This is a genomic window from Shewanella sp. BJSY2023SW007 (assembly GCF_047314525.1).
Lineage (GTDB): Bacteria > Pseudomonadota > Gammaproteobacteria > Enterobacterales > Shewanellaceae > Shewanella > Shewanella chilikensis.
In genome coordinates, this window is record NZ_JBKORL010000095.1 from 81,977 (window position 1) to 97,222 (window position 15,246).

A 15,246-nucleotide genomic window follows, 5' to 3' on the forward strand; every position below is an offset into this window, starting at 1 on the left:
AAGGAGTTAGTCATGCCGGTTACAGGTTTCATTCTGGACGATATTGAAAATCTGCGTGAGTCTGCCGCAGTGGAGTTCAAACTCGCCGCCGGCCGCCATGGCAAGGGTGCGCTGCCACAGGCGCTGTGGGAAAGCTACAGCGCCTTTGCCAATACCAATGGCGGCGAAATCATTCTTGGTGTCAGAGAGGAAAAAGGCGAGTTTTATATCGAAGGAATTGCCGAACCCAGGCCCCTTATCGATGAAGCCTGGAAGATACTCAACAATTCGCAAAAAATCAGTGCCAATATTCTTGGTCCGGCTGATATCCAGCTGATAGAACTGGCCGGTAAACAGTTGATCCGCTTTCATGTGCCTCAGGCCGACTACAGCCAGCAACCCATCTATCTGGGGACGGAAGCGATTGGCGGCACCTATATCAGGGTTGGAGATGCCGATATGCGCGCCAGTCCGGCGCAGGTGAAACGTATGTTAAGACGCAAAAAAAGACACAATGCTCAAGCCAGCCACAATTCCAAAGTTAAATAACTTCCCACCAAGGCAATAGCCGAGCCCATGAGTTGCACCGCCCGTTTACGCTTGCCATCCGGGTTTATCAAACTGCCAATGGTCACTCCGGCAACATGAATCGCCGCCGTCCCCAGTATAAAGCCCATTGCATAAATACCAGGCCTTGCCAATTCAGGCATTTCGGTGCCGTGAACATAACCGTGAAATAGAGCAAAAACGCCGACAAAAGCCATGCCGAAAGAGATTGGCATTTCTCGATTGAGGGCTATAACCAACCCCAGCAACAATACCGACAGCGCTATGCCAGGCTCAACAAATGGTATCGGGGTAGCGATCATGCCCGTGATAGCACTCAAAGTCATAAAAAACAGAAATGCCAACGGTACTGACCAGATGGCGCTGCGCCCTAGCTGAGTGCTGAAAATACCAACACTGAGCATAGCCAGCAGATGATCAAATCCCAGCAGGGGATGATTGAATCCATCCCAGAAACTACCATCCGCATGCAGCTCGTGTGCTGAGACCGGCAGGCTCAACAGCAACGAAAACAGCATGATTATTCGGGATAGCATAGGTTAAATCTCAGGCGATAACTGTAAATGATTATACATTAGCATCAAGCTTATGTTGTGGAAATGATAACAAAGAAAAGAGGTGAATTCACACACACCTTAATGAAAAACAATTGTTTCAATTAATTGCATTCAGTGGATATACAGGTCTAGAAACCTAAAGCAACCTATTGATTATAAATGATATATCATCAAAGCCACAGATGAGCTACAGCAAAAGAGTCAATTCACTCAAGGACCTAATCTGTATGTGAGGCAGTAAGCTATTAGCCACCCTGCAGTTGTCACCGGCAAATGCCGGATTGAGCCAAGCAGCCTGACAGCCGGCCTTACGGGCACCTTCGACATCTGTCAGCGGGTGGTCGCCGACATGCAGCAGCGCCTCAGAGGGTAAGACCAGGCGCTCGGCGGCCAACTGGAACATATCCCGCCAGGGTTTACGTCTGACACCATTGCCCGGATGCAGCACAAACTCAAACATCTCTCCCAGGCCAATTCTGCCGGCATCCACATTGCCATTGGTGATCCCAACCAGGCGAAATCGCTCAGCCAATTGCGAAAGTAAGGCGAGCACTTCCTGTGACACCCTAAAGTCGCTGCGCCGCTCAAGGAACAAGGCCAGACCCGCTTCAGCGCCTTGATTGGCCTCATGTTTATCATATCCGAGCATCTCCAGCCCGGTTTGCAATAGCGCCAATCGCGCGGCACTGGTGTCATGAGTCAGCTCGGCTTGCTGCAGCAACAGCTGGCGCTTCAACGCCCGCCAGTCTGCGGCCTGCCAGTTGCCGCTCAGTGGGTATTCTTTGGCCAGCCAGTCAAGCAATGCGCCTTCGGCGGCAGCGATGATTGGCCGGTTATCATAGAGGGTATCGTCGAGATCAAAACTGATGGCTTTAATAGCGCCGGGGCGAAGAAACACCTGCATCACTTGTCCTTTTTAGCTCTGGGGTGAGCGCCGTCATACACCTTGGCCAGATGCTGAAAGTCCAGACTGGTATATATTTGGGTGGTCGCCAGATTGGCGTGTCCCAGCAGCTCCTGTACCGCCCGCAAGTCGCCGCTGGATTCCAGCATATGAGTCGCAAAGGAATGCCTCAGCTTGTGGGGATGAACCCTGGCGGATAGCACCTGCTCCCGCCCCCAGCGCGCCATGCGCGCCTGAATACTGCGATGCGCCAAGCGCTTGCCCTTGGCGGTCACGAACAGCGCCTGATCTTCACAGGGAATATCCCGGCGGTAATCCAGCCATTGTTGCAATGCGGCAATGGCGACCGAGCCCACCGGCAGCAGCCGTTCCTTGCCACCTTTTCCCATCACCTTGATTTGCTGCTGGGCGAAATCCAGTTGCGGCACATCCAGCGAGGCCAACTCAGCCAAACGCAGCCCTGAGGAGTAACACAGCTCCATCATCGCCTTGTCACGGGCGCTGAGGGGATCTGTCACCTCAATATCCAGCAGATGGCTGATGCTGTCGGCGTCGAGATTCTTGGGCAGCGGCTTATTCTGTTTTGGGGCGTTCAGTTGCCGGGCGGGATTGCTCTTGACCAGCTCTTCGAGCAGCAGAAATTCGTAGAACTGCTTGACCGCCGACAGGCACAGAGACAAAGAGCGGGGGCTGAGCCCCTGGCGATGTAACTTGGCCAACACAGCACTCAACTGGGGATCGGTTACCTGGTCCCAATCAATATCCTGCGGCAGCAGCCCGGCAACCCGTTGCAGTTCGCGCAGATAGTTGCGGGCTGTGTAAGGAGACAGCTGCCGCTCGGCACTGAGATGGCGCTCGAAGCGGCCAAGCCAGGGAGAATCCTGTTTAACGGCCATCAGAGCTTGGGCAGCAGATGGTCCAACAGCTGCCGCAACTGATCCAGCAGCATATTGTCCATCTCCGGATGGAAGTGAGTCACATCAGCACTGGCGATAGCAAAGATCACCTGGCCATTTTGTTCCGACAGCCGTGCCAGTGACACTGAGCCGACTTCAGAGCCGAACAAACGTTTGGACTCCTCCTTGGTCAGGCGTCCAAAATAATAACCGTGCTGCAAACGTTTACGCCAGATGGCCGAGAGCTCTGAGTCAATATCATGCACGGTAATCAGGCGTACATGGCTGAAGTTAAAGGCTTCTTTAAGCTCGGCGCACAGCACCTGTCTGAGCTCGCCCATATCTTCGCAATCGAGCAGCTTCAATGAAAGCTGGGTATTGAAGCGAAAGATTTTCTCGTTGCGGCTGGCCATGCCAAGCAGCGCGGTGATCTCCTCTTCCAGCTGTTGTGCCCGGCTGCGCAGCAGCTCCTGCCGCCGCTCTACCAGAGAAACTGTGCCACGCTCGCCGTGAGGCAGACGCATAGCCAACAGCAGCTCGGGATGACGGCAGAAAAACTCCGGATTATCCAACAGATATTCACGGATGATCTGCTCATCAAAAGGTGGAGTGAGCTTAGCTTTGGCGTCTGTCATATCTGTATCTGTCCGTCGTATACCTGTTCGGCCGGGCCTGTCATCCACAGCGGCTTGCCCTCACCGTCCCATTTAATTGTCAGAGTGCCGCCGGGCAAGTCGACCCGCACTGTATTGCCCAGCTTGCCCTGCAGTTGGCCCACCACAGCAGCCGCACAGGCACCACTGCCACAGGCCAGAGTTTCGGCGGCGCCGCGCTCATAAACCCTGAGCTTGATATGGCCCTTGTTGATCACCTGCATAAAGCCGACATTGACCCCTTTGGGGAAGCGTTCATGATTGGTCAGTTGCGCGCCGATAACATCGACATCCGTGGCAGCCACATCCTCGACTTCCAGCACGCAGTGGGGGTTACCCATGGAGACTGCACCGCAGAGGAAGGTTTGCCCTTCGGTAGGCAACAGGTAGGTCTTTTCGGCCTTTTTGGCCTTGAAGGGGATCCGCGCCGGATCCAAGATAGGTACGCCCATATTGACGGTGACATTGCCATCGCGCTCCAGGCGCAGGGTCATCTTGCCGGATGAAGTGCTGACCTTGATTTTGTATTTCTGGGTCAGGCCCTTGTTGCGAACAAAGCGGGCGAAGCAGCGGGCGCCGTTGCCGCACTGTTCGACCTCGCTGCCATCGGCATTGAAGATACGATAATGAAAGTCCAGATCCGGATCATAGGGCGGCTCGACCAGCAGCAGTTGATCGAAACCGATACCGAAGTTGCGGTCGGCCAGGCGCCGGATCTGCTCCGGCGAAAAGTACACATTCTGGGTCACGCCATCGACGACCATAAAGTCGTTGCCCAGACCATGCATCTTAGTGAAGTGGATCAAGATTACTCCTAGGTTCCAACGCCTACAGCGGGAAAGTACTCACACTAGTTTACGGCAGCAAGTGCTCACCTTGCCACAGTTGTTCCAGCTTTTCCCGTTCACGCACCAGATAATGTTCACTGCCATCAACCATGACTTCGGCCGCTCGCGGACGAGTGTTGTAGTTGGAGGACATCACAAAGCCATAAGCGCCGCTGGAACGCACCGCCAGCAGGTCTTTAGCTTGCAGCACCAAGGCGCGTGATTTACCCAGAAAATCCCCGGTTTCACACACTGGGCCGACTATGTCGTATTCCCGGCTTTCGCCCTCTCTTGGCTGTACCGGGATAATCTGCTGCCAGGCGCTGTAGAGTGACGGCCGGATAAGGTCATTCATGGCACCGTCCACTATCGCAAAATGCTTGCCGGCATTCTCTTTCTCGAACAATACCTGGGTGACAAAGATCCCGGCATTGGCGGCAATCGCCCTGCCCGGTTCGAAAATTAGCTTCAGTGGTCGTTCACCCAGACGCTCGAGCAATGCGGCGGCATACTTGTCCGGTTGTGGCGGGGTTTCTTCATCATAGGTGACCCCCAGGCCACCGCCCACGTCCAGATGCTCAACCACTATGCCTTTTTCTGCCAGCCTATCGATCAATGCCAGCATTCTATCCATGGCATCGAGAAACGGCCTGAGTTCAGTAAGCTGTGAGCCGATATGGCAGTCGGCGCCCTTGATGGCCAGGTGCGGCAAGGATTGTACCTGCAGGAAGGCTTCCTCGGCTTCATCCATGGCGATGCCGAACTTGTTTTCTTTCAGGCCGGTGGAGATATAGGGGTGAGTACCGGCATCCACATCTGGGTTGATCCGCAACGAAACCGGCGCCTGTTTACCCAAAGAGCCTGCCACTTCGTTGAGCAGTTCAAGCTCGGCGCGGGACTCGACGTTGAAGCAATATATGCCCAGCTCCAGTGCCAGTTTCATTTCTGCCGCTGTCTTGCCAACACCGGAAAACACCACCTTGGCCGGATCGCCACCTGCGGTGATTACCCGGGTCAGTTCTCCGCCTGAGACAATATCAAAGCCACTGCCAAGACGTGCCAACACATTGAGCACCGCCAGATTGGAGTTGGCCTTGACCGCATAGCAGATAAGGTGCGGATGAGTGGCCACGGCTCTGTCAAAGGCATGCCAATGGCGCTCCAATGTTGCCCGCGAATAGACATACAAAGGCGTACCATATTGAGCCGCCAAATCGGCTACGGCGCAGTTTTCGGCATACAGAGCCTGAGCTTGATATTGAAAATGATCCAATTAGTTTTCCTCTGTCGATTGCTGGGGTTGCTCGGTTTGTTCCGTCTGGGATTGGTTGTCCGGCAGATCCGGGCTCTTGTAAAGCACGCCTTTTTGACCACAACCAAGCAGCAACAGGCTAGCAAGCATCAAGGATAAAAACAGTCTCATTTTACTCAACATCTGGGCAGCAGGATTACATTAGCCTTATAATCGCATTCATCTTGATGAAAGCAAAGGACAGATATTCCATGGCCATGACAGATACCGAATATCATCAGCTCGCCGATGAAATGTTCGACCGGATAGAAACCGCAATTGAAAATGCAATCGATGAGCAGGATGCCGATGTTGATATCGACGCTTCAGGCAATGTACTGCAGCTCGAGTTCGCCGACAGCTCCAAAATCGTGATTAACAAACAGGAGCCGCTGCACCAGATCTGGGTAGCAACCCGTTTCGGTGGTTATCACTTTGGCTATGTCGACGGTAAATGGATAGATGAGCGCAACGGCGGCGAGTTTATGCCCTTCGTCAGAGAGTCCATCAGCCGCCAGGGTGGTATAGAACTGTCGTTCTGATGATTTAGGGGCGGTCAGAACTCTGTCTGCGCCGCCCTTGCCGTGACCCCAAAAGGCACCACATCCAGATTACCGCTCTGGCGCACCAGGCGGAAAAACTGCGGAAAGTTGAACTGATTTTTAAGGTTCAGTACTTCACCAAAGGCGTAATGCTGGGTGACAGTATTAACCAATTCACTGACATCCGGATTGCTGTGCACATAGTGGCTCAAGCCATTTCCTTCATCCAGTACAAACACATCCAACTCATCTTCTCGGCTGCGCAGGAAATACTGGATCACTCCTTTCACCGCATAGTTCTGGATAACCTCAGGCACCTTGACCCAAGGATCGTTGGCAAGCTCGGGCCTTGGCAGACTCTGTAGCTCGCCCCTGGCCAACTGACGATAGAGGGACTTCACATCGCTGAGATCCCGGTAACTCATGCCCTTGGCATCGAAAAACAGGCCATATTTCTTTTCACCCAGTTGCAGTGGCTGCACTAAAGTCTTGGACGGACAGGCGTCTTTTATCAGTCGGTGCACCTGCTTGAGAATATCCACTACAGTTTGTTCCAGCTGGGACTGCAGCTTTTGCGAGGCGCTGACGACATCGAAGGCCACCTGTTGTGGTGCCCTTCTCATGCCTGGAGTGGCAAAGGCAATGGCTTCCAGTAGCGCCTGCTCACCGCTAAAGCTATGACAATGCCATTCCCCCCAGGAATTAAGGCTCATCAGCTGCACCGAACCCAACAAACTGGCGGCCGGTTTTCCTGTCGCCAGCAGGTTGCTGCCCATGAGTTCCAGCATCAAGCTTTGACCCTGCCAATGCTCGCTGGGGTCCTGCTCCAGATTAAGGATCCACACCAACTTGCGATAATGCCAAGGCTGACACAGATCCAGTTTAGACACCCGCCATTGCTTGTCTTCGGTATAAGGCAATAGCCGTTCGGCCACCTGGTTAAGACGCCGACACCGTAGACGACCCGCGCCGTATTCAAACCAACGGCTGTTGGCGGTAGCCACCCCGTTGAGGCAAGCCCAAATCATCAAAGAGGCGGCATCATCGGCCTGATAGATGGCCACCTCGCCCATAAACTGTCGCGGCTCCGGCGATAGACGATAGAGATGACAGCGGCCATCCTGCTCGCTGCGAACTATGGTCAGATTCGGCTCAGCCAGCGACTGACTCCAAAGCCGGTTGAGCCGCAGGATCTGCTGCTTGTCCTCGCTGAAATAGGTGTGCAGCTTACGGGTCAACAGCCCCAAGTCTTCTACTTTAAAGTACTCGCTCAGCCTGTGAGTCGAAGCGAAATGCAAAAGAGTTTGGTAGCTGGCCAGCATCAACTCGTTAAGTTGAGCGTTGAACCACTGCAACTGACCACTGTGCCAATGTTCGCAATCATCCAGAGTAATCAGCAGACTCTGGGGCCATTCCCACTGCTCCACCAATTGCTTGAGTTTGTGGTAGCGCCAATCGTGACACTGCTCGACATCACTGAGCCTGATACCACATTTGAGGTAAAAACAGCGGCGCACTATCTCCAGCCGACGCTCGTCTCCCACTTTAAGCAGATAAGACTCTATATATTGATACAGGAGCAGATAGGCGTCGTTGGCGTTGGAAAAGTCACCGGCCAGAGTTCTCAACCACACCCATTCACTGACCAGGTTGGTTTGTGGATAGTTGCTGGCATAAGCTTCCAACAGCAGTACCTTGAGCAAGGCCTTGTGCGGCTTGTCCAAGCCTTTGTAGAGCTGCCATAAAGAGGCACCAAAATACTCATTGGCGGGTAGTTGATGCACATCACCAAGAAACAGAAAATCGCTGCAAGGCTCAGCATTGGGCCACCAGGCGACCGTCTTGCCGGCCAGGCGGATATGGCTGCGGTAGAACTCTTCCAGCAGCAACCAATGTTGGGCGCTGCCGCTGTGTTCATGCCCCAGTAGCTCCCACTCGGCATCCTGATAGCAAGTGTCATCACGGCAAAACTGCCGCGGGTGTACCAGATAAAAGTTCACCTCGAATTGAAAACCGGCAAACCACTGGGTGAGTTTTTGGCTCTTGTCCCGCAGTAACTCTACTTCCTCCAGGGTCAGCCCGGCGTCATAGACCAACCAAACATCCACGTCGCTCTTGGGATTCTGGCCAAAACTGGCGGTACTGCCCATTACGTAAACCCCTTCCAGCACAGGACTGGCATGCAGGGTATCCTCGAGCTGGGGTAACGTGAGGGTAACGAGCGATTCTTTGAGCTCAACTGAGAGTTGGAACCCCTTGACTCCGCATGGCGTCAAAGGACTGTTATATCCGGGCAGGCGGCTGTGGTGCTGATGCAGCAACAGGGGGATCAGGTTAAACAGATGCCTTTGCAATGGGGAAAACAGCGCCTGAGCACGAGCCAAACGCACTCGATTGAGGCGCTCGGCGTATTCGGCGTATTGTCGCTGACGCTCGGTCATCCAAATTTCACTATCCCTGAACCAGTTGGATGATCATGCTAACACTTTTGCGGTAGCAGGCAAGTAATAAGATCAAGATCACACTATTTGGCAAAAATTTAACGTGCCCACTTCAAAGATTGAGCAGCGTTCGGTGCCATTCTCCAATGGGCAATGTTAGCATTGGCGCATTTAATGTACTCTCACGGAAAAGATTGGCATGTCAGAAAATCGCATTCGCATCGCAACACGTAAAAGCCCTCTCGCCATGTGGCAGGCAGAATTTGTCAAAGCCGAGCTGGAACGCATTCACCCCGGGCTGACAGTAGAACTGCTGCCAATGAGCACCAAGGGTGATGTCATCCTGGATACTCCTCTGGCCAAAGTAGGCGGCAAGGGGTTGTTCGTTAAAGAGCTGGAAGTCGCCATGCTGGAAGACCAGGCAGATATCGCGGTGCACTCCATGAAAGATGTGCCGGTTGAATTCCCGGAAGGGCTGGGGCTGGAAGTGATCTGCGAACGTGAAGATCCCCGTGATGCCTTCGTTTCCAACAGCTACAAGAGTATAGATGAACTGCCTCAAGGCGCGGTTGTCGGTACTTCAAGCCTGCGCCGTCAATGTCAGCTCAGAGCCCGTCGCCCGGACCTTATCATCAAAGATCTGCGCGGTAATGTGGGAACCCGTCTGGGTAAGCTGGATGCCGGTGAATATGATGCCATCATTCTGGCTGCCGCCGGGCTTATCCGCTTGAAACTGTCAGAGCGTATTGCCAGTTTTATCAGCGCCGAAGAATCACTGCCGGCCAACGGCCAGGGTGCTGTCGGCATTGAATGCCGCACTAATGATGAGCGGGTAAAAGCCTTGCTGGCACCGCTTGAACATAAAGAAACCCGCTACAGGGTATTGGCCGAAAGAGCGATGAATACGCGTCTTGAAGGAGGTTGCCAGGTACCTATCGGTGCCTATGCCGAGATCCAGGGCGAACAACTAACCTTGAGAGGTTTGGTAGGTAATCCTGACGGTTCTGAAGTCATTTCAGGAGTGGTAAGTGGTCATCAAGACGAAGCGGTAGCCTTGGGTAACGCCCTGGCAGAAGAACTGCTGAGCAAAGGCGCCAAAACCATATTGGATGCCGTTTACGGCAAATAACAAGGCGGCACTATGAAAGTGTTGTTGACGCGCCCTGAGGGGCGCAATCACGCCATGGAACAGGCGCTGGCAGAAAGGGGCATACCTTTTATGGTGACCCCTCTCTTGGCAGTCGAGGCCATGGAAGACAAAAGTATCTCCCCTACCGAGGTGCAGGATGCCGACATCATTGTATTTGTCAGCACCAATGCGGTGCATTTCGGCACTCAGGCGCTGAATGCCTCATGGCCGTCACACATTCAATATTTTGCCGTCGGCGAAGCCACTTTTGAGGCCTTTGCACATTATGGCATTCAGGGGCATAAGGCTCCGGATGACAATCAACAGACCGAAGGCCTGTTAACCCTGCCAGGACTGCAACCCGAAGTAGTAAAACACAAGAAAGTGGTCATAATTCGGGGCAACGGTGGCCGGGAAGTACTGGGAAAAACACTTCAGCAATATGGCGCTGTAGTCAAGTTCTGGGAGGTCTATCGCCGCACCTGCCCTTCCTATGATGCAGTACAACTGGTCAAGGAATGGCAAGCCTTCGGGATAGACACCATAGTGATCAGCAGTGCAGAAAGCCTGACGAACCTTATCCGGCTGCTGCCAAAAGAGTATTTTGCTTGGCTGCAAGCATGTCATATTATAGTTCCCAGCATTCGGGTGGTAGATAAGGCCGTCGTCGCCGGATTAACTCAGGTGACTGATGCTACGGCGGCCAATAGTAAGGCCGTACTCAAGGCATTGAGGCTTTAGTTTCCCCCCTCCCGATTTCCAGCCCTATTGTCGCGTTAAAGGACTGCATTAATGGATAACAGCAAGCCAGAAGTCGGGAGCGATACCCCCGCACTGCCTACCCAGCCCCAGGATCTCACAGAGCAAGATACCCCTGTGGCGACAGCCAAGCACAGCTCATTGCTCCTGAAACTAACTCTACTATTGAGCCTGTTGCTGGCACTGCTGGCCTGCGCCACAGGTGCTTATCTCTTTTGGCAACTGCAGCAACAGCAAACCGCCAATGCGCAGCTGGCAACGACCCTCGAACAAGTCAAACAAGCTCCGGAGGCCAGATTGCAGGCACTGGAGCAGCAACTGAGAAGTGACCTGCAACAAAATCAACAGCAACAAGGTGCCATAGAACAACTGCGCGATGCTCAACAACAGATGCAAACCCGTATCGCTACCCTTGCACAACGTAGTCCCAACCATTGGATGGCGGCAGAAGCCGAATACTTGGTGCGGATGGCGGGACGTAAACTGTGGCTGGAGAAAGATCCGCAAACGGCAACCGGCCTGTTACAGGCCGCCGATGAGCGTATTGCTGCCATGCAGGAGCCATCTCTTATGCCGCTGCGTCGTGCCCTCGCCAACGATATGGCGGCGGTAAGCGCCATCAAGAATACCGACATCGCAGGTACTGTGTTCACCCTGGATGGCATTATCACCAAGCTGGACAAGCTGCCGCTTAACCGTGTCGGCAGTCAACAAATAGAGCCGGAAACTGAAAGTAAAATGTCTGACTCTATTGGTGACTGGCAGAGCAACCTGGCCAAGACCTGGAGCGCGCTGAAGGAAGACTTCTTCACTATTCGCAAAATAAGCTCAGATATCACACCTCTGCTATCTCCCCAGCAGGAATGGTACCTACTCGAGAATATCCGCAATAAACTACTGCAGTCACAGCTGGCCCTCTACCAATATGATGAGCTCAACTACCGCCAATCGTTGGCCATGGCCCGCAAATGGATCCAACAATATTTCGACCTTGATGATCCGCGCACCGAAGAGGTGCTGACTGCAATTAATGCTTTGTCCAGTCTGCAGCTGGATCCTATCAGTCTGACTAAATTTGAATCCAGCGCCCAGCTCAAGCAGTTGGTCACCTATGGCGAACTCATGCCGGGGGCCGAACTATGATAAGAGTACTCATCTATCTGGTGATTATTCTGGCAGGCGCCTGTCTGAGCCCACTCTTAGCCGGTAAGACGGGTTATGTTTATATCGCCTTCCTGGACTGGCAACTGGAAACTAACCTGCTGTTTGCCGTTATGGCACTCATCATATTCTTTGCCCTGTTGCAGCTACTGGAATGGCTGCTTGTCACTGTGCTGAATCTGGTGCTTAGCAGTCGCTACCTGCCGCGGCGCTGGCGCCGCAATGCTGCTCGTAAGCACACGCTCACCGGCGCCCTGGCACTGGCAGAAGAAGATTGGCCTGCGGCCGAAAAGGCGATGCAAAAAGGCGCCGAAGCCGGTGAACTGCCCGCTCTTAATTATCTGGCAGCCGCCAGAGCGGCCCAACGACAGTTCAAGAATGAAGAGCGGGATGAATACCTGAATAAGGCGGCCCAATTGCCACTGGCAACCCAAGCGGTCACCACCACCAGAGTGCGCTACTACATGCAGCAAGGCGAGCTGGAAAAAGCCCGCGAGCAGCTGGATAAACTACAACCCAGCAGCAAGAGCAAGGCTCCGGTACTGCAACTGGCACTGGAGCTTTACCAGAGCCAGCTTGACTGGCAGGCTCTGAAACTGTTACTGCCGGCGCTGCGCAAAAAGCAGATCCTGGATAATGAAGAATACGAGCTCCTGAACCAGAGGGTAAATAATGCTTTGCTGGCCCAGGCAGCCCTTCGCAGCGAGCAGGAACTGGAAAAGTGTTGGCACTGGCTTAGCCGCCAGGAACGCAGCCAACAAGCCAATATGGCACAATATGCCTTGGGGCTTGCCAGCTTCAACCGCCGTGACGAAGCCCTGAAACTACTGAACAAGGCGCTAAAGAAGGAACCTTGCGCCTCTGTACTTGAAGTTTTGCCGAAGGTTTTTGAAGCCCAGGACAGTGAAACCCTGAAACTGCTGAAGAACTTGGAACCCAAGCTAGAGAACCATGCCGATTACCAACACTGCATGGCCCAAATTCATGAACTCTGCCGTGAATTCAGTCTGGCCCGAGCCGCATGGGAACGCTTGTGTCACTTACTGCCACGTAAAGAATACTGGCTGGCCTTGGCCAGACTTCAAGAGCAGTTGGCCGATCATCAAGGGGCTTTCAATAGCTACAAGCAAGCCGCCAAGAGCGACTAATCGCTAGACCTTTTCGTAATAAAAAAGCCACTTATTTAGTGGCTTTTTTATTAGCCATCACAAGATTACCTGCACGTATACCGTAACCGCATGAATGCGAGATAGATTCTCCAAAGCGGACAAATTGTCTCTTAACAACCTTCCAACCGCGATCAATGTCACATATTTGACAGCCTCAGTTTCAACCCCAGACTTAATAATCAATACCTTTAGCTGATGCTCGTGGGCACAGAGTGACCTTGCCGTCAGTATTTGCGTGCAAAGGAGTATGAGTTATGGGCGTCGCAATCAGTAAGCAAGACGCGGTTGTCACCAATTTGGTTGGGCAACTCAAGGCCAAGGACGAAAATGGCAATATCCGCGATTTGAGTATCGGGGATCTCATCCGCAATGGTGAAGAGATCATCTTCACCGCAAACGATACCTTCACTATCGAATATGCCGATGGTACAAGGCTGACAGAGCAAAATGCACAGCCCAGCGCTCAACCTCAGCCGGATAGCGCGGCCGCAGATGTCGCCCAATTCGCCAACAGTGGAGTCGATGCCGAGATAGCCGCACTGCAGGCTCAGATACTTGCTGGTGACGACCCTACGGCAAATCTGCCTGCTACCGCAGCCGGGGCCGGAACAGCCGGTAACCAAGGTGATTTCGGCTATGTTGCCGTAGACAGAGACGGATCTGAGTTATTGGCCAGCGCAGGCTACGACACCAGTGGCTTTGACCAAACCGCCATTACCACTCAAGAAGAAATACTGCTTGAGGACCTTCCCCTGACTGGCCCCACGCTCACTAGCGGCGCAGCCACACTCTCAGATGCCAACCTGCCAACAGGGACCACTCCATCACCCGCCGCCTTGACCCAAACCGGTAACTTGAGCTTTAGTGCCGCGGCCGGCGTGGCAAGCTTGACCCTGGATGGGGTTGCCATTGTCTCAGGCGGAGTTTTTAATGGCCCTGTCAGTATCAATACCGAATACGGCGTGCTCACCATCAACGCCGTTGACCTGATAAACGGCAATATCAGCTACAGCTTTACCCTCAATTCCGCGGTTGACCACAGTTCAAGTGATGACTTCTCCCAGGCTTTCAACCTGATATTGACCGATCTAGAAGGAAACAGTGTCGGTAATACCCTTACCATCTCGGTACTGGATGACGCTCCAAGCGGCCAGGATGACGTAAACAGTGTAGATGAAGACTCACTACTGGCCATTAGTGGCAATCTGCTCGACAACGATGTTCAGGGTGGTGATACCGCACAGGTAACAGCCGCTGGCAGTGGCGGCAACCTTGATAATGCCGTATCCAATCAAAGCCAGGTTTCAGGCAGCTACGGCCTGCTGACCCTCAATGCCGATGGCAGTTACAACTATCAAATCAATTCTGCAGGACAAGCGGTTCAGGCGCTCGCTCAGGGAGAATCCCTGACGGAAGTCTTCTCCTATCTGCTGACCGATGCCGATGGTGATACCAGCGTCCAGACCTTGACTATCACTATCACTGGCACCAACGATGTGCCTGTGATCAGCACACCCCAGCCGGGTGAGGCCGATGGTGCTGTGCGAGAAGCCGGCCAGTTCGATGACGGCAGCATAGACCCAGGTACCCCGGGTGTCAGTGGCCAACTCAGCGCCAGCGATGTGGACAACTGTGCCGTGCTTATTTGGTCCGGTAGTGCCGACAGCCCACTTGGCAGCTTCAGTGTTGATGCCGCCACCGGCGCCTGGAATTATCAGCTCGATAACGCTTCAGCCGACGGCCTGCTGGAAGGCGAAATTCGCACCGAAACCTTCTCTGTTACTGTAACTGATGAGTTTGGCGCCAGCGCCGAGCAATTGGTCACTATTACCATCATAGGTACCAATGACGCCCCTATTCTCAGCGCCGATAGCAGCGGCAGTCTCACCGACGATGTCGATGTTATCAATGGCATGCTCAGCGACAGCGGCGCCTTGAGCTTCACCGATGTGGACATTGGTGACAGCCATGTTGTCAGCAGTAGCTACAATGGCGATGCAAGTTGGAGCGGCGGCGCTCTGGATCAAGCCACCCAGGATGCTCTCGCCCAGGGCTTTAGTGCGGACAATTCCGGCTGGAGTTATGAGATCGCCAACAGCCTGGTGCAGTTCCTCGCCATCGGTGAGACCATCACCTTAAGCTTCACGCTGACGGTCACCGACGACTTTGGCGCCAGTGATTCACAACAAGTCACTCTGACCATCACCGGCACCAATGATGCGCCTGTGCTGACTATCGACATGAGCGGCGCGGTCACCGAGGATGTCGATGTCATTAATGGCATGCTCAGCGACAGCGGCGACTTGAGCTTCACCGATGTCGATATCAACGACGGCCACAGCGTCAGCAGCAGTTACAACAATGATGTCAG

General features: G+C 53.6%; 15 protein-coding genes. 7 read left to right on the forward strand and 8 right to left on the reverse strand.

Annotation, left to right across the window (positions count from 1 at the left end; translation table 11 throughout):
* Nucleotides 1-12: 12 nt before the first annotated feature.
* Entirely contained in the window at nucleotides 13-528 is a 516-nt protein-coding gene (locus ACMHXE_RS16565) for a helix-turn-helix domain-containing protein (protein ID WP_224866476.1), read from the forward strand.
* Here ACMHXE_RS16565 and ACMHXE_RS16570 read toward each other — a convergent pair.
* The 7 genes from ACMHXE_RS16570 to lptM form a co-directional block, all read right to left on the reverse strand.
* Nucleotides 498-1,064, reverse strand: a complete 567-nt coding sequence (locus ACMHXE_RS16570; protein ID WP_224866478.1) for a HupE/UreJ family protein — start codon at nucleotides 1,062-1,064, stop codon at nucleotides 498-500. The genes ACMHXE_RS16565 and ACMHXE_RS16570 overlap by 31 nt on opposite strands.
* A 226-nt stretch (nucleotides 1,065-1,290) precedes the next feature.
* Nucleotides 1,291-2,007: an HAD-IA family hydrolase gene (locus ACMHXE_RS16575; protein WP_335921464.1), complete on the reverse strand. Its 717-nt coding sequence runs from the start codon at nucleotides 2,005-2,007 to the stop codon at nucleotides 1,291-1,293.
* Nucleotides 2,007-2,903, reverse strand: a complete 897-nt coding sequence (xerC, locus tag ACMHXE_RS16580; RefSeq protein ID WP_413732837.1) for a tyrosine recombinase XerC — start codon at nucleotides 2,901-2,903, stop codon at nucleotides 2,007-2,009. Before xerC ends, ACMHXE_RS16575 begins: the two co-directional genes overlap by 1 nt.
* Nucleotides 2,903-3,538, reverse strand: a complete 636-nt coding sequence (locus ACMHXE_RS16585; RefSeq protein WP_226564667.1) for a DUF484 family protein — start codon at nucleotides 3,536-3,538, stop codon at nucleotides 2,903-2,905. Before ACMHXE_RS16585 ends, xerC begins: the two co-directional genes overlap by 1 nt.
* A complete protein-coding gene (dapF, locus tag ACMHXE_RS16590; RefSeq protein ID WP_144190952.1) occupies nucleotides 3,535-4,362 on the reverse strand; it encodes a diaminopimelate epimerase in 828 nt (275 codons plus the stop codon). The genes ACMHXE_RS16585 and dapF overlap by 4 nt, the downstream gene beginning before the upstream one ends.
* Before the next feature lie 49 nt (nucleotides 4,363-4,411).
* Nucleotides 4,412-5,656: a diaminopimelate decarboxylase gene (gene lysA / locus ACMHXE_RS16595; RefSeq protein WP_215773828.1), complete on the reverse strand. Its 1,245-nt coding sequence runs from the start codon at nucleotides 5,654-5,656 to the stop codon at nucleotides 4,412-4,414.
* Complete coding sequence (lptM, locus tag ACMHXE_RS16600) at nucleotides 5,657-5,806, reverse strand: LPS translocon maturation chaperone LptM (protein ID WP_162206859.1); 150 nt, start codon at nucleotides 5,804-5,806, stop codon at nucleotides 5,657-5,659.
* A gap of 80 nt (nucleotides 5,807-5,886) precedes the next feature.
* Here lptM and cyaY point away from each other — a divergent pair, with 80 nt between their 5' ends.
* Nucleotides 5,887-6,216, forward strand: a complete 330-nt coding sequence (cyaY, locus tag ACMHXE_RS16605; RefSeq protein ID WP_025011356.1) for an iron donor protein CyaY — start codon at nucleotides 5,887-5,889, stop codon at nucleotides 6,214-6,216.
* A 14-nt stretch (nucleotides 6,217-6,230) separates the two neighbouring features.
* Here cyaY and ACMHXE_RS16610 read toward each other — a convergent pair whose 3' ends face one another.
* Entirely contained in the window at nucleotides 6,231-8,657 is a 2,427-nt protein-coding gene (locus tag ACMHXE_RS16610) for a class I adenylate cyclase (protein WP_413732839.1), read from the reverse strand.
* A gap of 199 nt (nucleotides 8,658-8,856) precedes the next feature.
* Here ACMHXE_RS16610 and hemC point away from each other — a divergent pair, with 199 nt between their 5' ends.
* From hemC to ACMHXE_RS16635, 5 genes are all read left to right on the forward strand, one after another.
* Complete coding sequence (hemC, locus tag ACMHXE_RS16615; RefSeq protein ID WP_071475691.1) at nucleotides 8,857-9,786, forward strand: hydroxymethylbilane synthase; 930 nt, start codon at nucleotides 8,857-8,859, stop codon at nucleotides 9,784-9,786.
* A gap of 12 nt (nucleotides 9,787-9,798) precedes the next feature.
* Complete coding sequence (locus ACMHXE_RS16620) at nucleotides 9,799-10,527, forward strand: uroporphyrinogen-III synthase (protein ID WP_039034024.1); 729 nt, start codon at nucleotides 9,799-9,801, stop codon at nucleotides 10,525-10,527.
* Between the two features lie 51 nt (nucleotides 10,528-10,578).
* Nucleotides 10,579-11,688, forward strand: a complete 1,110-nt coding sequence (locus ACMHXE_RS16625; RefSeq protein ID WP_052248048.1) for a uroporphyrinogen-III C-methyltransferase — start codon at nucleotides 10,579-10,581, stop codon at nucleotides 11,686-11,688.
* Nucleotides 11,685-12,854: a heme biosynthesis HemY N-terminal domain-containing protein gene (locus ACMHXE_RS16630; protein ID WP_413732841.1), complete on the forward strand. Its 1,170-nt coding sequence runs from the start codon at nucleotides 11,685-11,687 to the stop codon at nucleotides 12,852-12,854. The genes ACMHXE_RS16625 and ACMHXE_RS16630 overlap by 4 nt, the downstream gene beginning before the upstream one ends.
* 275 nt (nucleotides 12,855-13,129) lie before the next feature.
* Nucleotides 13,130-15,246 (forward strand): retention module-containing protein (locus ACMHXE_RS16635; RefSeq protein WP_413732843.1); only part of this gene is annotated, 2,117 nt, incomplete at its 3' end.